The organism is Streptomyces sp. NPDC014864 (assembly GCF_043081525.1).
Taxonomy (GTDB): Bacteria; Actinomycetota; Actinomycetes; order Streptomycetales; family Streptomycetaceae; genus Streptomyces.
In genome coordinates this window covers 142656-161915 of the sequence record NZ_JBIBWT010000008.1, presented here as the reverse complement: position 1 = coordinate 161915, position 19260 = coordinate 142656, and the positions used below count along the sequence as shown (strand labels likewise).

Annotated in this window: 14 protein-coding genes; 2 read left to right on the top strand and 12 right to left on the bottom strand. The window is 73.3% G+C overall.

The genetic code is table 11. The annotated features are described in order from the left end of the window. Positions 1-5: 5 nt before the first annotated feature. The 4 genes from ACF1A5_RS16925 to ACF1A5_RS16910 form a co-directional block, all read right to left on the bottom strand. The gene (locus ACF1A5_RS16925; protein ID WP_392193632.1) at positions 6-1964 is read right to left on the bottom strand and encodes a BTAD domain-containing putative transcriptional regulator; all 1959 of its coding nucleotides are present in this window, start codon (positions 1962-1964) and stop codon (positions 6-8) included. 375 nt (positions 1965-2339) lie between these two features. After that, positions 2340-4214, bottom strand: a complete 1875-nt coding sequence (asnB, locus tag ACF1A5_RS16920; RefSeq protein ID WP_392193631.1) for an asparagine synthase (glutamine-hydrolyzing) — start codon at positions 4212-4214, stop codon at positions 2340-2342. Further along, complete coding sequence (locus ACF1A5_RS16915) at positions 4211-4762, bottom strand: hypothetical protein (protein ID WP_392193630.1); 552 nt, start codon at positions 4760-4762, stop codon at positions 4211-4213. Before ACF1A5_RS16915 ends, asnB begins: the two co-directional genes overlap by 4 nt. Next, on the bottom strand, positions 4759-5208 hold the full coding sequence (locus ACF1A5_RS16910; protein ID WP_392193629.1) for a DUF1772 domain-containing protein: 450 nt from the start codon (positions 5206-5208) through the stop codon (positions 4759-4761). Before ACF1A5_RS16910 ends, ACF1A5_RS16915 begins: the two co-directional genes overlap by 4 nt. Before the next feature lie 211 nt (positions 5209-5419). Here ACF1A5_RS16910 and ACF1A5_RS16905 point away from each other — a divergent pair, with 211 nt between their 5' ends. Continuing rightward, the gene (locus ACF1A5_RS16905) at positions 5420-7024 is read left to right on the top strand and encodes an FAD-dependent monooxygenase (RefSeq protein WP_392193628.1); all 1605 of its coding nucleotides are present in this window, start codon (positions 5420-5422) and stop codon (positions 7022-7024) included. 78 nt (positions 7025-7102) lie between these two features. On the opposite strand, the gene ACF1A5_RS16900 is transcribed toward ACF1A5_RS16905, so the two are convergent. The 7 genes from ACF1A5_RS16900 to ACF1A5_RS16870 form a co-directional block, all read right to left on the bottom strand. Beyond that, positions 7103-8710, bottom strand: a complete 1608-nt coding sequence (locus tag ACF1A5_RS16900; protein WP_392193627.1) for an FAD-dependent oxidoreductase — start codon at positions 8708-8710, stop codon at positions 7103-7105. Next, on the bottom strand, positions 8707-9753 hold the full coding sequence (locus ACF1A5_RS16895) for a methyltransferase (RefSeq protein ID WP_392193626.1): 1047 nt from the start codon (positions 9751-9753) through the stop codon (positions 8707-8709). Before ACF1A5_RS16895 ends, ACF1A5_RS16900 begins: the two co-directional genes overlap by 4 nt. Positions 9754-10133: 380 nt before the next feature. Next, positions 10134-11714, bottom strand: a complete 1581-nt coding sequence (locus tag ACF1A5_RS16890) for an MDR family MFS transporter (RefSeq protein WP_392193625.1) — start codon at positions 11712-11714, stop codon at positions 10134-10136. Positions 11715-11944: 230 nt separating this feature from the next. Next, the gene (locus ACF1A5_RS16885; RefSeq protein WP_392193624.1) at positions 11945-12922 is read right to left on the bottom strand and encodes a zinc-binding alcohol dehydrogenase family protein; all 978 of its coding nucleotides are present in this window, start codon (positions 12920-12922) and stop codon (positions 11945-11947) included. 160 nt (positions 12923-13082) lie between these two features. Continuing rightward, complete coding sequence (locus tag ACF1A5_RS16880; RefSeq protein WP_392193623.1) at positions 13083-14060, bottom strand: zinc-binding alcohol dehydrogenase family protein; 978 nt, start codon at positions 14058-14060, stop codon at positions 13083-13085. Between the two features lie 263 nt (positions 14061-14323). Then, the gene (locus ACF1A5_RS16875) at positions 14324-15325 is read right to left on the bottom strand and encodes a methyltransferase (RefSeq protein WP_392193622.1); all 1002 of its coding nucleotides are present in this window, start codon (positions 15323-15325) and stop codon (positions 14324-14326) included. 42 nt (positions 15326-15367) lie between these two features. Then, a complete protein-coding gene (locus tag ACF1A5_RS16870; protein WP_392193621.1) occupies positions 15368-16888 on the bottom strand; it encodes an FAD-dependent monooxygenase in 1521 nt (506 codons plus the stop codon). 124 nt (positions 16889-17012) lie between these two features. On the opposite strand from ACF1A5_RS16870, the gene ACF1A5_RS16865 reads away from it, so the two are divergent. After that, a complete protein-coding gene (locus tag ACF1A5_RS16865; protein ID WP_392193620.1) occupies positions 17013-17504 on the top strand; it encodes a MarR family winged helix-turn-helix transcriptional regulator in 492 nt (163 codons plus the stop codon). Positions 17505-17613: 109 nt separating this feature from the next. Here the strand turns inward: ACF1A5_RS16865 and ACF1A5_RS16860 are convergent, their stop codons facing one another. Continuing rightward, complete coding sequence (locus ACF1A5_RS16860) at positions 17614-19239, bottom strand: FAD-dependent oxidoreductase (RefSeq protein ID WP_392193619.1); 1626 nt, start codon at positions 19237-19239, stop codon at positions 17614-17616. Positions 19240-19260 lie beyond the last annotated feature (21 nt).

Sequence of the window (19260 nt, the reverse complement as noted above, 5' to 3'; positions counted from 1 at the left end):
GGGTGCTAGCGGCGGGGCACCGCGGTCTTCAGCAGCGTGACCCGCCCGGCGTGGCGGTTCCCCACGTTGGCCGGGGGACCGGCGTGGACCGTGCCGCCCTTCTGCAGGCCGCCGGGCAGCAGCTGGAGCAGCGCCTGCCGGGTGAGTCCCGGCACCGCGTACACCGGTTCACCGCCCGGGGGCAGGACCTCCTCCACCAGGTGGACGTCCACCAGGTACTCCAGCAGCGTCTCGCTGTCGGCGGCGCGTCCGGGCAGCAGGGCCCGCACCTCCTCCAGGTGCCAGCGCGGCTGGCTCCGGGTGAGCAGGAGGTGCAGCAACTCCCGGTAGGGGGCGGACAGATGGCGGTAGCTGGACTCGACCGTGCTCATCAGCGACTGGGTGCCGGCCGGCAGTTCCAGCAGCAGGCGCTGGTTGGTGCGCAACCGGTCGACCAGGCGCCCGGCCGACCAGCCCGGCCGGGCCGCCAGCCGCCCGGCCACCGCCCGCACCGCCAGCGGCAGCCCCTCGCACATCCGGATCAGTTCCTTCACGGCGGCCCGGTCCTCCCGCTGGGAGCGGTCCTGGGCGACCTTGTTGTAGAGCTGGAGGGACTCCGTGTCGGAGAGGGCGGACAGGACGACCTTGCGTCCGGTGGACAGGCTGTGCGCCCGGTAGCGGTTGGTGGCGATCACCGCGCAGCCCGCGCCGCCGGGCATCACGGCGCGCAGCTGGGAGGCGGCGAGCACGTCGTCGACCACCACCAGCACCCGGCGGTCGGCGGTCCAGCTGCGGAAGAGGCGGCTGAGCTCGTCCAGGCCGGACGGCTGCTTCTCCCGTCCGATCCCGCAGGCGCCGAGGGCCGCGGACAGCACGTCGGTGAGCTGTTCCGTGCCGTCACCGACCGTGGACAGGTCGATGAAGAGCTGCCCGTCCGGGAAGTGCGGCCGCAGCCGGTGCGCGGCGCGGATCGCGAAGGCGCTCTTGCCCACCCCGGGCGGGCCGTGCACCTCCACCACCCGCATTCCGGTGCCGGCCCGGTCTCCGCCGAGGAAGGCCTCCAGCTGGGCCAGTTGGTGCTCGCGGCCGACGAAGTCGCCGATGTCGTGCGGAAGTTGCGCTGGCCGGGGCGAGGCCGGCCGTGGCCCGGGCGCGGCGGTGGAGCCGGCCCTGGTCCGGCCGGAAGCCGACGGGAGCGCCCCCCGGTCGGCGAGGACCTCCTGGTGCAGCCGCTGGAGCTGGAGCGAGGGCTCCAGGCCGAGTTCGTCGACGAGGTGGCCGCGCAGGGTGCGGAAGACCTCGAGGGCGTCGGGCCGGCGGCCGCAGCGGTGCAGGGCCCGCATCAGCTGTCCGGCGAAGGCCTCATGGGTCGGGTGGGCGCCGAACGCCTCCGCGAGCTCGTCCAGGACGACCTGGTGGCGGCCGAGTTCGAGTTCGAGGGCGAAACGTTGTTCCTGGACGTTCTTGCGCCGCTCCTCGAGCTGGGTCGACCAGGCCGACAGACGGCGTCCGGAGCTGACGTCGACCAGGGCCGGCCCCCGCCAGACGCCGAGTGCCTCCTTGAGGGTGCGGGCCGCCTCCTCGTGCGCTCCGCCGCGCTGATGGGCCTTGCCGCGTTCGACGAGGAGCTCGAAGCGGTAGGCGTCGACCGACTGCTTGTCGTGCAGGCGCAGTTCGTACCCGCCGACCCGGGTGAGCAGGGCCGGGAAGCCGTGGGGCGGCCGGGATCCGAACGGAGCGCCGTGCTGCCCGGTGGCCAGGAGCAACCTGCGGCGCAGTTGATAAATGTAGGTTTGCAGGGTGGTCAGCGCGCTGAAAGGTGGGTGGTCCTCCCACAGTTCCTCGCACAGCTGGTCGACGCTGACCAGCGAGTTGGCATTGAGCACCAGCAGGGCCAGCACTTGACGCAGTTTCGGGGCCGACGGCGTCACATCGTCCCCGTCCCTGCAGACTCGCATCGAGCCCAGCAGACCGATCTCTATCACTACGTTCCCCCTGATGTTGCCGCCTGGTCTGCGCCGGCCGCCGGCTGGCGCAGTAGTCCGGCAATCGTGTCGGCTGTTCACCTTCCTACACCAAAGCGTCATTGGCGAAACGCCGCCATGACACATAACAAGCGCCGATATTCGGACAATTACATGGTCTTTTGCGGAGCCGTGCGGGCTATGTGAAACGCAGAAAACTAATGCTTCAACAAACTTCGCCGGGGGAGGCGGAAAACGGGCGCGGATCAAATTCGCGGGGCCGGACGCCCGGGAGGACGCCCGGCAAAACTGTATGACTTCCCGCACCTTATTCCATCTCACACATGCGTGACAAGTGGCACATGTCTCTCCCCGGCGGGAACTTTCGCGCCGGGCTCACAGCCGCAGCTCGACCCCGTACTCGGTCAGCCAGGTGTTGAGCTGGAGCACCATCTCCATGCTGGCCCGCTCCACCCAGGCGAAGGCCCCGCTGGGGGCGCCCGCGGCGTCCAGGGCCGCGCTCGTCGCCCGCGCGTCCAGCAGCGGTGCGACCGGCGCCGCGGTGTCCTTGGCCAGTTCGCCGAACCGGTGCCGCACGAACTCGCCGTACGCCGCCTCCTGCACGGTCGGGTAGGCGCTCTTGGGCCGCTCCAGGACCCGCCGCGGCAGCAGATCCGCCACGGCGGACCGCAACAGGCTCTTCTCCTGCCCGTTCACCCGCTTCAGCTCGGCCGGCACGTTGTACACGTACTCCACCAGGGCCCGGTCGCAGAACGGCGGGCGCAGCTGCACCCCGTGCGCCATGCTCATCCGGTCCGCCCGGTCCAGATGGGTCGGCGCCCACCGGGTCAGCGCCAGGTACGTGATCTCCCGGGCCCGGCGCTCCGCCGGGCTCTCGCCCTCCACGTGCGGCACCTCGGCCAGCGCGTCCCGGTAGTGCTGGTCCGCGTACTCCATGAAGTTCAGCTCGCGGCGCAGCGAGTGGTCCACCAGGGAGCAGCCGAGCCCGCCGGCGGCGGCGTCGTGGCCGCGCTCGAAGGAGATCCAGGGGAAGGTCGTCGAGTTGCTGTGCCGGGGGTCGTACGACCAGAAGTAGCCGTTGAACACCTCGTCCGCTGTCTCCCCGGAGAGCACCGCGCTGACCCCGGCGCCGCGCAGCGCCTCGAAGAAGAGCAGCAGCGAGACGTCCATGTCGCCGAGCGGGGAGGGCGTGTCCTGGCAGCGCAGGGCGGCGGCGTGCACCTCCGGGTCGGCCAGCGCCGCGGTGTCCAGCAGGATCTCGGTGTGCTCGGTGCCGATGTGCTCCGCCGCCAGCGCCGCGTAGGGCGCGTCGGGGGTGGCGCGCATCGTGGGGTGCGGCTCGAAGTTCTCCGCGTAGCCGGTGAAGTTGACCGAGAACGACCTCAGGCGGCCGGCGCCCGAGGCGGTGACCGCGCGGGCGGCGAGCGCGGTCAGGGCGCTGGAGTCGATGCCTCCGGAGAGCATCGCGCCGACCCGGACGTCGGCCCGCAGATGCGTGGCCACCGCCTCGCCGAGCAGCCGGCGCACGGTGGCCACGGTGGCCTGCGGGGTGTCCTCGTGCCGCCGCGCGGGCAGCGACCAGTAGCGCCGCCGGCCGGTGCCGCTGTGCCGGACGGTCAGCACATGGCCCGGCAGCACCTCGCACATGCCGTGGAACACGCCCGTGCCCGGCTTCCGGCTGTGCGCGAACAGTTCGCGCAGCCCGTCGGCGTCCACCAGCGGCCGCACCGCCGGGTGGGCCAGCAGCGCCTTGGGCTCGGAGCCGAACAGCACGCCCGACGGGGTCAGGAAGTACGCCAGCGGCTTGACCCCGAGCCGGTCGCGGACCAGGTGGAGCTCCTGCCGGACGACGTCCCACACGGCCAGGGCGAACAGCCCCTCCAGCCGCGCCGGGAAGTCCGTGCCCCACTCCAGGAAGGCGTGCACCGCCACCTCGGCGTCCCCGCGGCCGGTGAACCGGTGGCCCCGGGCGGCCAGTTCGCGCCGCAGCTCGGGCTCGTTGGTGATCGCCCCGTCGAGCACGAGCACCGCCAGCGGCTGCCCGGACGCGGACGCGGCGACCGCGGGCTGCCGCCCGTGCGCGCGGTCGAGCAGCGCGAGCCGCCGGTGGGCCAGCGCCGCGTGCCCCTCGATCCACTCCCCCGGGCCGTCGGGCCCGCGGTGGGCCAGGGTGTCCGCCATGGCGCGCACGGTGGGCGCCTCGGGCACCAGGTCCCGTTCGAAGTCCACCCAGCCGGCCAGTCCGCTCATCGTGGCGTCCTCTCGTTCGCTGTCTCGGATGCTTCCGGTGCGCCGGGCCCGGCCGTGGCGGCGGGCGCGTCGCCGGTCCCCGCCGTCTCGACGGTCACGAGGGACAGGCCGCGGCGCACCACCGCCTCGCGGAACGCGCCGAGGTCGGGCGCTTCCCCGCCGCGCACCGCGATGCCCAGCCGGCGCGGTGCCGCCTCCCCGTACCTGCGGTACAGCTCCAGATAGCCGCGGGCGGTGCGCTCCACGTCGGTCACCAGCGCGAAGCGCGCCGGGACGTTCCGGCCGCGCCAGGTCAGCGCCCCCCTCGCGCCGCCCTGGAAGTTGTGCCGCCAGCCGCTGCCGGTGGCCACGACCAGATCGCCGCCGAGCGTGTGCACCCCGGCCGGCACCGTGTACGGCCGACCCGTGCGCCGGCCGGTGAAGTGCAGCAGCGCGATCCGCTCGGCGAGCGGCCCCGGGTTCGGGCGGCCGAGCAGGTCCCGCATCCGGGCGTCGGCGGCGGCCCGTTCGTCGCCCTCGGGCAGGTCCCGCACGATCTCGGCGCTCACGACAGCACCACCGCCGCCGCCGTCAGCGCGCAGCCCGCGACCGCGCAGCAGGTGCGCACCAGGTGCCAGTCCCGCCAGGCCGGGCGCGGGTCCCGCCAGCCGGGTCCCAGGTCCTCCGGCCGGGTCTGCTTGACCCTCCGGTTCATGGGGACGTTCCGGGTCTGCGACACGACCGCGACGCCGGCCATGCACAGGGCCGCCAGCGCGAACAGCAGCCGGGGAATGCCGGAGGCGCGGATCGCGAAGCCCACGTCGACGGCGGTGGAGCCGGTGACGATGAAGGGCATGATCCGGTCGTAGCGCCGGCCGAGCAGCCGGTGGGTGTCCACGTACCGCTCGGGGGTCATCGCGATCAGCGCGGGCACCACGCTCAGCGCGACCGCGAACAGCACCCCCGCCACCAGGCCGGTGCCCAGCAGCACCAGCACACTCAACGCCTCCACCATGGTTCCGGTCCTCCTAGGCGTGCCAGTCGCACATGTCGGTCGGGCTCGGGCGACTCGAAACTGTCAGCCGCGCCTCGGGCACCACTCGAATCCGCCTGGGATCGCCCTGTGTCCCGGGTGACCGGTTCGCACCGGCCACGAGCCCCCTTCGAGGGGGCGGAGGTTGCATCGGGCCAACTGTCCGAGCACACGCACCTGTCCGGGAGCCGGTATGGCAGAAGAGACGACCGACGTTCTGATCGTGGGCGGCAGCATGGTGGGGCTGGCCCAGGCCCTGTTCCTGGCCCGGCAGGGCATCCGGCCGCTGCTGGTCGAGCGGCACGCGGAGATCTCGGCGCACCCGCGCGCCCAGGCGGCCAGTCCGCGCACCATGGAGCTGATGCGCGCGCTGGGCCTGGAGGACGCCGTACGCGCCAACGAGAACCCGCACGCGCACTACGGCGACGTGCTGCAGGCCGAGTCGCTCGCCGGGCCCGAACTGGGCCGGTTCGACGGCCCGTTCCGCCACGACCCGAACGACGTGGGCGGCACCGGCTGGACCCTGATCGGCCAGGACCGCTTCGAGCCGGTGCTGCGCGACCACGCCGTGGAGCTCGGCGCCGACCTCCGGTTCGGCACGGAGATGACCGGGTTCACCCAGGACGACGACGGTGTCACCGCCGTACTGCGCGGACCGGGGGGCGACGGCAGGCCCGCCGAGTACACCGTGCGGGCCCAGTACCTGGTGGCCGCGGACGGGTTCCGGGCGCCGGTGCGCTCCTCGCTCGGCATCGGCCGGCACGGGCAGGGCGTCTTCGGCCGGCAGATGAACGTCGTCTTCCACGCCGACCTCGACCCGTACGTCGCGGGCCGGACCTTCTTCCTCTGCTTCGTGAACAACGACCGGGTCAAGGGCGTGCTCGGCAAGCTCGGCGGCGACGGCTCCGACCGGTGGGTCCTGGCGCCCAGCCTGCCGCCCGGGGCCCGGCACCAGGAGTACGGGACGCAGGAGTGCGTCGAACTGGTGCGGGCGGCTGTCGGGGTGCCGGACCTCCCGGTGCGGATCGAGTCGGCGACGAGCTGGGAGATCGCCGCCTGGGTGGCCGACCGCTTCCGCTCCGGCCGGGTGCTGCTGGCCGGGGACTGCGCGCACGTCATGCCGCCCACCGGCGGCTTCGGCGGCAACATGGGCGTCCAGGACGCGCACAACCTGGCGTGGAAGCTCGCCCTCGTCCTGCGCGGGCAGGCGGCCCCCGAACTGCTGGACAGCTACGAGCAGGAGCGGGCGCCGGTCGCGGAGTTCACCGTCGACCAGGGGGTGATCCGCTACCTCCAGCGCAGCGGGCTGGACGAGGCGGCCGCGGCCCGGCACCGCCCGGAGACCACCGTGCTCTTCGGCCATGTCTACCGCTCCGGCGCCGTGATCCCCGAGGGCGGCCCCGACGACGGCGCCCCCGTCGAGGACCCGACCGCCCCCTCCGGCCGCCCGGGCACCCGGGCCCCGCACCTGCCGGTCGTCAGGGCGGGCAAGGAGATGCCGCTGCACGACCTGTTCGACGGCGGGTTCTGGCTGCTGGCCGGGCCCGAGGGCGCGGCCTGGGAGAGCGCCTGCGCGGCGGACGCCCTGCCGGCCGGCGTCTCCTTCCACCGCGTCGGGGCGCAGGAGCCGGGCGCGACGGTGGAGCGCTTCCTCACCCGGTACGGGGTGGGCGCGTCCGGCGCGGTGCTGGTCCGGCCGGACGGATTCGTCGCCTGGCGTTCGCGGGACCTGCCGGCGAAGCCCGGAGAGGCGCTCCTGACGGCCCTCGGCCGGATCCTGGGGCGCGCCTCGGTGTGAGGAGCCTTTTCACCACGACGTCCGCGGTGTGCTCCCGAGCGGGGGCACACCGCGGACGTCCGTACGGGTCGGGGCTCTCTAGGCGCGGTCCAGGACGTGGCGCAGGGCGGCGACGGCCGAGCGGTCGACCGGGCCGGAGCGGCCCGCGGTGACCCGCCAGCCGACGAACCCGTCCGGGCGGACCAGCACCGCGCCGCCGGGCAGGATGCCGTAGCGCTGCCGGAACTCGCCGTCGCGGTCGGCGAGGCGGCCCCCCGGCCCGATGCGCACCGACTTCAGGGAGACGCCGAGGGCCTGGGCCTCGCGCTCGACCGCGGCCGGCCACGGCCCCGCCGCCTCGTCGACCAGCAGGGTGAACCCGTCGCCGAACAGGTCGCCCACGGGCAGGGGTCCGTCGGGGCCGTCCAGGACCAGGTGCGGGGCCCGGGTGCCGGGGGCGGCGCTCGGGTGCTCCGGGTCCTCGACGACCGTGCCGGGGGTGCCCTCCTCCGCGGCGAAGGCGCCGGACCGGTAGCAGTAGCCGAAGGTCATCGTCGTCTCGCTGAGCAGTTCGTCGGCGACCTCGTGGTACTGCTTGCCCTCGCGGACCGCGAACCGCAGCATCGCCTGCCGCACGGTCTCCTCGGCGACCGGACGCCGCTCCGCGTCGTAGCTCTCCAGCAGGCCCGGGCCCGCCGCGCCGGACAGCACCAGGGCCAGCTTCCACGCCAGGTTGTACACGTCCTGAATGCCGGTGCTGGCGCCGAACGCGCCGGTGGGCGGCATGACATGGGCGGCGTCCCCGGCGACGAAGACCCGGCGGGTGGCGAAGCGGTCCGCGAGCCGGGCGGAGATGTCCCAGGCCGGCATGTCCACCGACTCGATCTTCAGCGGCAGGCCGGGCACGCCCACCGCCGCCCGGACCAGCTCGATGCAGCGCTCCTCCGTGAAGTCCTCGGCGCTCTGCCCCCGGTCGGGGAAGAAGGAGACGTTGATGACCCAGCGGCGGTCGTTGTCCAAGGGGATGATCGTGCCGCGCACCTCGGGGTTGTTGACGTAGGCGGCGATGATCCGCCGCCCGCGCAGCGCCTCGTCGAGGTCGGCCTCGAAGAAGAAGCTGACCAGGTTGGTGATCGTGCCGCGCCCGTGCGCCCCGATGCCGAGCATCCCGCGCAGCGGGCTGCGGCTGCCGTCGGCGGCGATCACGTACCGGCTGCGGATCTCCGACTCGGTGTCCGTGGAGAGGTCCCTGATCCGGACCAGGACGCCGTCCGCGTCCTCCTCGACCGCCTCCACCCGGGTGTGGAAGCGCACGTCGGCGCCCGCCTCCACGGCGCGGGCGCGCAGGATGGGCTCGAGCTGGTTCTGGTCGATGAGCGTCCACTGGGCGGGGCTGATCCGGCCGATGTCCTCGATGGACGCGTTCGGCATCCGCACCCGTTCCTTGCCGGCCAGGGTCTCCACGTGCACCAGGTCGGTGTTGCCGGAGATGGGCGACCGGCCTGCCCGCACCCGCTCCTCCATGCCGACCGCCCGGTACAGCTCCATGGTTCGCGGGTTGATCGCGCGGGCCTTGGGGTGGGTGGAGGTGTCGGCGTGCCGTTCCACGAGGGTGGCCCGTACGCCGTGCCGGGCCAGGAAGACGGCCGCGGACAGGCCGGTGAGGCCGCCGCCGACGATGAGGACGGGGGTCTGCTCCTGCTTCATGCCGCTGCCTCCTTGTGGGCCGTGACGAGGGTGTGGGTGCCGAGCAGCGGCTCGGCGCCGGCGCCGGTGAAGCCGGCCTCGCGCAGCCAGGTGTGGCAGTCCGCGATCCGGTACTCGGAGCCGTCCTGGCTGACCAGCCTCATGTGCAGGCTGCTCAGCAGCCGCTCGGGGTCGCTGCGGTCGTCGTCGATCATGCGGTCGTAGACGAGCACGGTGCCACCGGGGCGCACCGCGTCGAAGACCCGGCGCAGCAACTCGACGCGCCGCTCGGTGTCGAAGCCGTGCAGGATGTGGCCGAGCACGACCACGTCCGAGGCGGGCAGCGGGTCGGCGAAGAAGTCGCCGCCGGCGAAGGCGATCCGGTCGGCGAGGCCGAGTCCCAGGACGTGCTCGGTGAACAGCGGGCGGGTGCGCTCCAGGTCGAAGCAGGTCGCCGTGAGGTGGGGGTGGGCCTGGACCAGGACGGCGGCGAGGTTGCCGCGGGCGCCGCCCAGGTCGGTGAAGGAGGAGTACCGGCTCCAGTCGACGCGGCGGGCCAGTTCGGCGCCCATCCGGTCGCTGTAGGCGTCGAGGCCGGCGAGGAACCGCTTCATCTTCGCGGGGTCCTGGTGCCGGTCGCCCACGAACCCGCCCTTGTCGGGGTCGAGATGCTGGGGTTCGCCGGTGCGCAGCGCCTCGGTGAGCCGGCCCCAGGTCCCGTACAGGGTCTCGTTGGTGAGCTCGATGAAGCCGCCGAGGTAGGAGGCGGAGTCGGGCACCAGGTAGGTCTGCGCGAGGGCGGAGTTGCGGTAGCGGCCGTCGGTGCGCTCCAGCAGGCCGAGCCCGGCGAGGGCGTCCAGGAAGTCGGGGAGCATCCGGTGGTGCGTACCGGTGCGCCGGGCCACCTCCGCGGCCTCGCGGGGGCCGTCGGCGAGCGCGCCGAACACACCGAGCGCGACGGCGCTGTGCAGCACCTTGGCGGCGCAGTCCGCGATGGTCAGTTTGATCAGCGGCCCCGGGTCGACCGCCGCTGCCGTCGTGGTGGGGTCTTCGGTCGTCGTCACACAAGCCTCCAGGTCGCCCTCGGCGTCTTCGTACGGTGCGGTGCTGCCGACGATGGCCGCGGGGTGTCGAGGGGGGCTCGAAGAGCGCTGAAGCGTCCGGGGCGCGCTCGGCAGGGGCGTACGACGGAGGCGTACGGCAGGGGCGTACGGCAGGCCTGCGCTGGGGACGGCGTGCACGGCGGGGCGCGCTCGGGTCGCTCGGGGCCGGCGCTCGGCGCGGGAGGCGTACGGAACCGGCGTACGGCGCGGGGTGCGTACGGAACCGGACTACGGCGCGGGCGCGTACGGGTCGGGACGCGCGGACCGCCCTCCCGCGGGCGTGTGGTGACGCCGGCGCGGGAGGGCGGTCCCGGGTGGCCCGGAGTGGGGCCGGGTTGCGGTCAGTGTTCGGCTGCGGGGTGCTCCCGGGCCTTCTCCTCCCCTCCGTGGTGGTCCCACGAGCGGAGCGGCAGGTTCCTCATCCGCAGGGCGACGACCAGGCCGACCAGGAGCACCGGCACGGCGGCCAGGAAGACCGGGGTGAGCGCGGTGACGTAGGACTGCTCGACCGCGTCCCGCACGGGGGCGGCGAGCTTGTCGAGGACCTCGTGCGAGGTGAGCGAGTTGTGGTCGACGCCGCGGAGCGCGCCGGCGGGCACCCGCTTGGCGAGTTCCTCGGTCAGCCGGTCGTAGAAGATCGCGGCGAAGACGGAGATGCCCAGCGTGCTGCCGAGCTGACGGGAGAAGGACACCGTGGCGTGGACGGCGCCGATGTCGTCACGCGGCGCGGTGTTCTGCGCGGCCATCGTCAGGACCTGCATGTTGAGGCCGGCGGCGATGCCGAACAGCAGCATGTAGGCGACGACGACGGGCCGCGGGGTGCCGGTGTCCATGGTGGCGAACAGCAGCGCGCCGCCGATGCCGGTGACCATGCTGAGCACCGGGTACCACTTGTAGCGCCCGGTCTGGGTGATGACCCGGCCGCTGACCACCGAGGAGGCGACCAGGCCGAACATCATCGGCAGCAGCACCACGCCGGACATGGTGGGGCTGGCGCCGGTGACCACCTGCACGTACAGGGCGAGGAAGTTGACCGCGCCGAGGAAGACGACACCGGCCGCGAGGCTGACCACGACGCTGATGGTGAAGGTGGAGTCGCGGAACAGGTGGAGCGGGATGACCGGTTCGGGGGCGCGCCGCTCGGCGGCCACGAACAGGACGCCCATGACGACGGCGGCGAGGCCGAGCCCGAGGATCTGCGGCGACGTCCAGTCGTACTTCACCCCGCCCCAGCTGGCGAGGAGGGTGAGCGAGACGATGGCGAGGCTGAGGGTGGTGAATCCCGCGTAGTCGATGTGCGCGCGCCGCGACTTGGGCGGCAGATGCAGACCGGTGGCGATCATCCCGAACACCACCAGCCCGATGGGCAGGTTGATCAGGAAGACCCAGTGCCAGCTCAGCAGATCGGTGAGCAGTCCGCCGATCGCGGGTCCGGCGAGGGCGGCCGCGGCGAAGACGATGCCGAAGAGATTGAAGTACTTGGCGCCCTCGCGGGGGCTGAACAGCTCGCCGATGATGGCGAGCACGGAGACGAACAGGCCGCCGGCTCCGAGGCCTTGGAGGACGCGGAACACGATGAGCTGTTCCATGGACTGCGCGGCGCCCGAGGCGGCCGAGCCGGCCAGGAACAGCACGATGGCGATCAGGAAGACCTTCTTGCGGCCGAAGAGATCGCCGAGCTTGCCGTAGACCGGCGTGGTGACGCTGCTGGTGATGATGTACGCCGTGGTCACCCAGGCGAACACGTCGAGGCCGCCGAGGTCGGCGACGATGCGGGGCAGCGCGGTGGCGATGATCTGCGCGTCGAGCATGGCCAGGAAGATCGCCAGCATGCAGGCCGTCATCACGGTCTTGATCTTCGTCTGGGGTGCGAGCGGGGCACCCGTTCCCACGCTGTGGGATCCGGTTGTCGGGGATGACACGGAAGTGACCTTTCGGTGAGGATCTGAAATCCGCATGGGGCGGCGCCCCTACGAGTGGTGTTCCGTCCCCGTCCCGCCGGCCGCGCGGGGCGGCCGGCGTCGTGAGCTGTCCGAAAAGGGGATCTTCACTTCACTGTGCGGGTGGGTGGAGCAGTGGCCGGCCGCACCCGGGGGACAGCGCGGCCGGCCACCGTCTGGGAGAGGCGGTCGGAGCGGCCCGGCCGGCCCGGTCAGGGAACCAGGACGACCTTGCCGAGCTGGGCGCGCGCCTCCATCAGTTCGTGCGCCTTGACGGCGTCCGTCAGCGGCAGCCGCTCGTGGACGACCGGGCGCACCTTGCCGCTGCCGATCATGTCGAGCAGGTCGCGCTGTCCCGCGGCGATGGCCTCGGGCTTGTTGTAGAGCATCGCGTAGAGCGCGAAGCCGGCGACGGTCTTCATCCGGCTGAGCATCAGCGGGTTGACCGGCTGGATGTCGCCGCTGGCCGAACCGTAGAAGACCAGCCGGCCGAACTGGGCGGTCAGGGCGATGCTCTTGGTGAGGATGTCGCCGCCGACGGTCTCGAGGACGACGTCGGCGCCGCGGCCGTCGGTGGCGGCCTTGACCTGCTCGTCCCAGTCCTCGTCGGTGTAGTTGACGGTGACGTCGGCACCGAGTTCGCGGACGAAGTCCAGCTTGGCCCGGGTGCTGGCGGTGGCGATGACCTTGCCGGCGCCCATCGCCTTGGCGATCTGCACGGCGAGGTGGCCGACACCGCCGGACGCGGCGTCGATCAGCACCGTCTCGCCGGGCTTGAGCTGACCGGCCTCCTTGAGCGCGTGGTACGCGGTCTGGGCCGGGCTGGGCAGCAGGGTCGCCTCGGCGGCGTCCATGGTGGCCGGGATGGAGATGGCCCAGGCGGCGTCGGCGACGACGTGGTCGGCGTAGGCACCGCGGTCCACGTCGACGACGACACGGTCGCCGACGCGGAGGTTGGCCACGCCCTCACCGAGGGCCTCGACGGTGCCGGCGACGTCGCCGCCGGGGGCGCCGGGCAGCTCGGCGTGACCGCCGATCGGGATGCCCTGGCGCCGTTGGACCTCGGCGAAGGTGACACCGACGGCCTCGGAGCGGATCAGCACTTCGCCCGGTCCGGGCTGCGGCTTCTCCGCCTCTTCGACACGCAGCACCGACGGGGCGCCGTGCTCGTAGTGGCGGACGATTCGCATGGTGTTCTCCCAACTAGGAAGTGACTTTCGAGCCGCGGCCGTGCCGCGGCTCCGCCCAGGGATCCGGGTTACAATTTATATGCACTCATGCACGTGTATGAGAGTCTACATATCCGTGCACGGTGCGCAAGCCCTTTGAACGCGGAAAAGCGCCGACGGCTCAGGGGACGAGGACCACCCGCCCGAGCTGGGCGCGTGCCTCCATCAATTCGTGGGCGGCGGCGGCCTCTTCGAGCGGCAGCTCGGCATGCACGACGGGCCGGACCTTGCCCGACGCCACCATGTCCAGCAGCTCCCGCGCACCCTCGGCCATGGCGTCGGGCCGGTGGCGCATCACGCCCCACATGCTGAAGCCCATGACGGTGCGGTTGTCGAAGATGTCGCGGACCTCGACCGCCGGCACCTCTCCGCCGGCCGTGCCGTAGACCACGGTCCGGCCGAAGGCGGCGGTCAGGTTGACGCTCTTGGTGAGGACGTCGCCGCCGACGGTCTCCAGCACCAGGTCGACGCCCTGCCCACCGGTGGCGGCGAGGACCTTCTCCTCCCAGCCCTCCTGGCTGTAGTCGACGGTGACGTCGGCGCCGAGCGAGGCGGCGAAGTCCAGCTTGTCCCGGCTGCTCGCGGCGGCGATCACGCTGCCCGCGCCGAGCGCCTTGGCCATCTGCACCAGCAGGTGGCCGATGCCGCCCGCCGCGGCCGTGATGAGCACCGACTCCCCTTCCCGGAGCCGGCCGGCCGTGACGATGACGTGGTAGGCGGTCTGCGCCGGGATCGGCAGGGACGTGGCCTGGCCGGCGTCGATGCCCTCGGGGATGGCGAACAGCCAGTCGGCGCGGGTGACGACGTACTCGGCGTACCCGTCGGCGCCGACGCCGGTGACCACGCGGTCCCCGGGGCGGACCTGGGTGACGCCCTCGCCCACGGCCTCGACGGTGCCTGCCACGTCGCCGCCCGGGGATCCGGGGAGGACGGCGGGGCCGCCCACCGGGATGCCCTGGCGGCGCTGACACTCGGCGAAGTTGACTCCGACGGCTTCGGTGCGGATCAGCACCTCGCCGGGGCCGGGCGCCGGTTTGTCTGCCTCCTCGACTCGCAGCACCGACGGGGCGCCGAACTCGTGGTGACGGACGATTCGCATGAACGTGCTCCTCTTGCTGATGGGGGGAATGGTGCTCGTGGTACGGGTCGTGCTCGGGTCGATCGCGCGGTGCGCGTGGGGGTGGGGTCGTGCGGGGCCGTAAGGGCTCGTACGGGGTCGTGCGGGTCGGTTCGTGCGGGTCGGTTCGTACGGGGCTGGTGCGGGTGGTCTCCGGTGGCGGCGGGGGTGCGGTGGCCGGACTGCGGACCGACGGACGGGGGCTGCGGCCGGGTGGACGGGGCGGCGGGCCGGTGGGCGGCGGCTCAGGCCGGGGTGAACTCGGCGAGCGAGCGGACCGGGCCCAGGCTGGTGACCCGGCGCAGCGCGAGCCCGGCCGCGGCCCCCAGCTCGCGCAGCCGGCCCGTCGTGCGCATCTGCCCGCCCAGATAGACGAGCATCCGCAGGTCCAGATCGGTCTGGTCGGTCTGCATGTCGAGCAGGCCCTCGACGACCATGACCCGCCCGTCCGGGGCGACGGCCTCGGCGCAGCGCCGCAGAATGGTCCCGGCCTGGTCGTCCGGCCAGTTCAGCAGCACGTTGGCCAGCAGGTACACATCGGCGCCGGGCGGCAGCGGCTCGAAGAAGCTGCCCACGACCGCCCGGCAGCGCTCCCGCAGACCGGCCGCCTCGAAGTCCGACTCGGCCGCCCCGGCGGGTCCTTCGAGGTCGACGAGCGTGCCCCGGGCGCCGGGCGCGGCGGCGATCACGGCCGCGAGCAGCGCGCCGCTGCCGCCGCCGACGTCGACGACGTGCCGGACGCCCCGCCAGTCGCCCTGCGCCAGCAGCGCGGGGGTCACCCACTCCATGCTCGCCGCCATCCGCCGGCCGAAGGACTCGGCGGCCACGGGGTCCGCCTCGACGTCCGTCCAGAAGTCGCGGCCGTAGAGGTCCGCGTAGACGGGGGTGCCGGTGCGGACGGCGTCGAGCAGGCGGAAGAAGGCGAGTTCGCCCCGGCCGGTCGGCCCGTCCAGGCCGAGCCAGTCGCGGCCCGAGCCCTGGGCGTCGCCGCGCAGCAGGTCGCCGAGCCCGGTCGGCTCGTACCCGCCCTCGGGGAGCTCCCGGTAGAGCCCGGCCGTCACCAGGTGGCCGAGCAGGCGGCGCAGCGCGTCCGGGTCGGCGTGGGTCTCCCGGGCCAGCGCGTCGACGGTGACCGCGCCGGCCGCCATGTGGTCGGAGAGCCGCAGGGTCGCGGCCACCCTGATCGCCATCGGAGTGATGAGGTCGCTCTTCCGCAGCAGTTCCTTCGACCAGGGCGGCGCACTCACGATGCTCCTCTCAGGTAATGACATGACGGGACCGGCGGCCCGTCAGACGGTGCCGAACCACGTGGCCAGCGCGTTGCCCAGCGACTCGCGCAGCTCCGCCTCCGGCATGTCCCGGTCCGCGGCCCAGGCGACGTACCCGTCGGGACGGACCAGCAGGCCGGACAGCTCCCGCTCCTGGCCGCACTCGGCACGGACGTGGCGGACGCGGCCTGCCCAGGAGACGCCGGCGCCCCACTTCTCGTAGACCTGGCCGATCTCCGGACGGCCCGTCAGGTCGAGCAGCACGCCGGTGCCCCGCTTCAGGTACTCCGGCAGGGTCTTCTCGCCGTCCTCCGTGCGCAGCGGCAGGTCGCGGGCGAAGTCGCCGAGCATCGGGTGGGCGGGGCCGTCGAGTTCGTAGCGGACGGTGACGCCGCTGAGCATCTGGGCCAGGTACAGGTTCACCTGGTCCTTGCGCATGAGGTCGGTGAACAGCTCACGCAGCGGGGTGACGTACGGGTCCGGGTTCATCAGCGCGATCTGGGCGCGGGTGTTGGCCAGCACCTTGCGGGCCGGGGCCTGGCGCTCCCGGTCGTAGGTGTCGAGCAGTCCTTCGGGCGCCCAGCCGTGGACGGTGGCCGCGAGCTTCCAGCCGAGGTTGAAGGCGTCCTGGAGGCCGAGGTTGACCCCCTGGCCGCCGACCGGGAAGTGGGTGTGGGCGGCGTCGCCCGCGACCAGCAGCCGGCCCTCGCGGTAGCGGTCGGCCTGGCAGGCGGAGTCGGTGAAGACGGAGAGCCAGCGCGGGTCGTGCGCGCCGAGGTCGCTGCCCCAGATCTCGCGCAGGCTCGCGGTGAGCTCGTCCAGGGTGAGCTCCGTGCCGGGCTCCCGCTCGGCGTGGAAGTCGAAGGTGGACACGCGGTGGTAGGTGTCGTCCAGCGGGACGCAGAAGAGCAGGCCGCGCTCGGTGCGCTCCATGCCCATCGGGGCGTTCTCCCGGTCGGCGAGCTTCACGTCGCCGAGGCGGGCGGTGACGCGGCCGCCGGTGCCGGGGAAGGCGATGCCGGCCTCCCGGCGGACCAGGCTGCGCCCGCCGTCGCAGCCCACCGCGTAGCGGGCGCGCAGCGTGTAGGCGCCGTCGGGGGCGGTCACGTCCGCCTCGACGCCATCGGCGTCCTGGCGTACGGCCGTGACCTCGTGGCCGCGCCGGATCTCCGTGCCGACCTCGGCGGCGCGCTCCTCCAGCAGCCGCTCGGTCCTGGTCTGCTCCGAGAGCAGCGCGTAGGCGTGGGAGCTGTCCAGGGCCGAGAAGTCGACCCATTCGTCGAGGCCCGCGAAGTGACCGTTGTTCCAGGAGCGCGCGCCCTCGCGGAAGCGCCCGACCAGGCCGCGCCGGTCGAGGGACTCCAGGGAGCGGGCGTGCAGGCCGAAGGCCTTGGAGTGCGGGGTGCGCTCGGGCAGGCGCTCGAGCACCACGGCCCGGACCCGGGAGATGCGCAGTTCCGCGGCGAGCAGCATGCCGACGGGCCCGCCGCCGACGACGAGCACGTCGAAGTCGTAGTCCCGCTCAGTCTTCCCCGTTGACACGGCGAGTTCCTCTCGCTCGGCGCCAGCTTATGTGCTGGCGAGCAGATATATGTTTTCACACATGCAGTAGATTGAGAGCATACAGATGCTCGCTCGACGTAATCAAGTCGCCTAGAATGCGTGCATGGAGACTTCGACACAGAGTCCGCCGCGGGCATCGGAACTGCTCGACGCCGTGGGACCCGCGTTCTCGCGCCTGCGGCGGACCCAGGCCCTGAATGTCGAAAAGCAGGTGTCCCGCAAGGACATGACGAGGACACTCGTGCTCAACATCGTCCAGGACGGCCCCGAGCACGAGGGCCAGGAGATCACCGTGGGCGTGGTCGGCGAGCGGCTGGCGGTCGACCCCTCCGTGGCCAGCCGGATGGTCTCCGACTGCATCACGGCCGGCTACCTGGTCCGCGCCGCCTCGCAGCGCGACGGACGCCGGACGATCCTCCAGCTCACCCCCGACGGACACGAGATGCTCGCCCGCTTCCGCAGCCACCAGCGCTCGGCGTTCGAGCGCATCACCCGGGACTGGCCGGACGAGGAGCGGCTGGAGTTCGCCCGGCTGCTCATCAAGTACGTCGACTCCATCGGCGAGTTGCAGCAGGAGGCCGCCGAGTCGGCCTGACCCGGCGGCACTCGGCGACCGGGCCGTGAGGCACCCGGCGCCGGAACCGCCGGCACACGGCGAACGGGCCGGGGGTGCGGCGTGCGTGCCGCTCCCCCGGCCCGGTGCGTCAGCCCCGTGCCAGCACCGTCCGCAGCACGGCCGTCAGGACCGCGGCCTCCTCCCCCGCGGGGTCCGCGCCCGGCGAACGCCAGGCGACGACCCCGTCCGGCCGCACCAGCACCGCACCCTCGGGCGCCAGACCGCCGTAGCGCTCCGCCCACTGGCCGTCCGGGTCCGCCAGGGTCCCCGACCCGCCGCCCGAGCCCGGCACCACCCGGCGCGCGGTCAGCTTGAGCCCGAGCGCGGCGGCGGCGGCCGCGGCCGCCGTCAGCCACTCCCCGCCCCGCTCCCCGGCCAGCAGCACGAAGCCGCTGCCGAACAGGTCGAGGGTCGGGACCGGCGCGCCGTCCCGCGCCAGCACCACGTACGGCGCCCGGGTGCCCGCCCGGCCGCGCAGCGTCCGGGGGTCGGCGGGCGCCGGGAGCGCCTCGGCGCCCGGCTCCGGGACCACCGCGGTGGACCGGTAGGCCTGGCCCATCGTCACCGTCAGCGCGTCCGCCGTGGCCGCCTGCTGCTCCGGGGTGGCGCTGCCGGAGCGCACGGCCAGTTGCAGGGACCCCTGCTCCGCCGTGTACGCGGCGACCGGCCGCCGCTCGGCGTCGTACGTCCGGAGCAGGTCCGCTCCGGCGACGCCGTCGACGACCAGGGCGAGCTTCCAGGCGAGGTTGTGGGCGTCGGCGATGCCGGTGTTGGCGCCGTACCCGCCGGTCGGCGGAACGACGTGCGCGGCGTCCCCGGCGAGCAGCACCCGTCCGTGCACGAACTCCTCGGCGACCTGCTCCGCCATGTCCCAGGGGAAGCGGGAGCGGATCGTCACCTCCACTTCGGGCGAGCCGACGGCGGCGGCGACCAGCTCGGCGCAGCGGGCGTCGGTGAAGTCGTCCAGGCTCTCGCCGTCCTCGGGACGGTAGCCGACGATCAGGGTGCCCCCGGTCAGGGTGTCGTCGTGCACCAGGATTCCCATGACGTCGGGGTTCTTCACATGGACGACGCTGTAGCGGCGGTCGCCGAGCACCGGGCGCAGATCGGCGCCGAAGGCGATGCTCACATGGCGGGACAGTACCCCGCGGCCCCGCCGCGGCACCTTGAGCGCCTCGCGCACGGTGCTGCGCGGCCCGTCGCAGGCCACCAGGTAGTCGCTGCGGAAGGTGCGGGTGTCGCCGTCGCCGTCGGCGAGGACGGCGGTGACCCCGTCCGGGTCCTCCGCGAAGGACAGCAGCTCCGTGCCGAAGCGCAGGTCGGCGCCGAGCTCCACGGCACGGTCGCGCAGCAGCGGCTCCAGCCGGTCCTGCGGCAGCAGCAGCAGCCGGGACGGGGTGAGGTCGCCCAGCTCGTCGCCGCCCTCCAGCTCCTCCTTGCTGAACAGCACCTCACCGGCGAGGGAGGTCACTCCGGCGCGGGTGCGGTGCGCCTCGAAGCCCGCGGCCTCCCGCAGGGCGGCGTCCTCGACGCCGGCCTGGCGCAGCAGTTCCGCCGTGCGGGGGTAGTAGCCCACCGCGCGCGGATGGATGGAGGTGCCCGGGTGGCGCTCCACCAGGGTGCAGCGGACCCCGTGGTGGGCGAGGAAGACGGCGGCGGACAGGCCCACCAGGCTGCCGCCCACGATCAGTACGGGTGCGTCACTGGAACTCATCGCGGAGCCCTCTCGTTCGGT

Coding starts and splice junctions, on each gene's coding strand:
- asnB (WP_392193631.1), bottom strand. CDS start 4,214: ATGAGCGGACTGGCCGGCTGGGTGGACTTCGAACGGGACCTGGTGCCC.
- ACF1A5_RS16910 (WP_392193629.1), bottom strand. CDS start 5,208: ATGGTGGAGGCGTTGAGTGTGCTGGTGCTGCTGGGCACCGGCCTGGTG.
- ACF1A5_RS16905 (WP_392193628.1), top strand. CDS start 5,420: ATGGCAGAAGAGACGACCGACGTTCTGATCGTGGGCGGCAGCATGGTG.
- ACF1A5_RS16900 (WP_392193627.1), bottom strand. CDS start 8,710: ATGAAGCAGGAGCAGACCCCCGTCCTCATCGTCGGCGGCGGCCTCACC.
- ACF1A5_RS16885 (WP_392193624.1), bottom strand. CDS start 12,922: ATGCGAATCGTCCGCCACTACGAGCACGGCGCCCCGTCGGTGCTGCGT.
- ACF1A5_RS16880 (WP_392193623.1), bottom strand. CDS start 14,060: ATGCGAATCGTCCGTCACCACGAGTTCGGCGCCCCGTCGGTGCTGCGA.
- ACF1A5_RS16865 (WP_392193620.1), top strand. CDS start 17,013: ATGGAGACTTCGACACAGAGTCCGCCGCGGGCATCGGAACTGCTCGAC.
- ACF1A5_RS16860 (WP_392193619.1), bottom strand. CDS start 19,239: ATGAGTTCCAGTGACGCACCCGTACTGATCGTGGGCGGCAGCCTGGTG.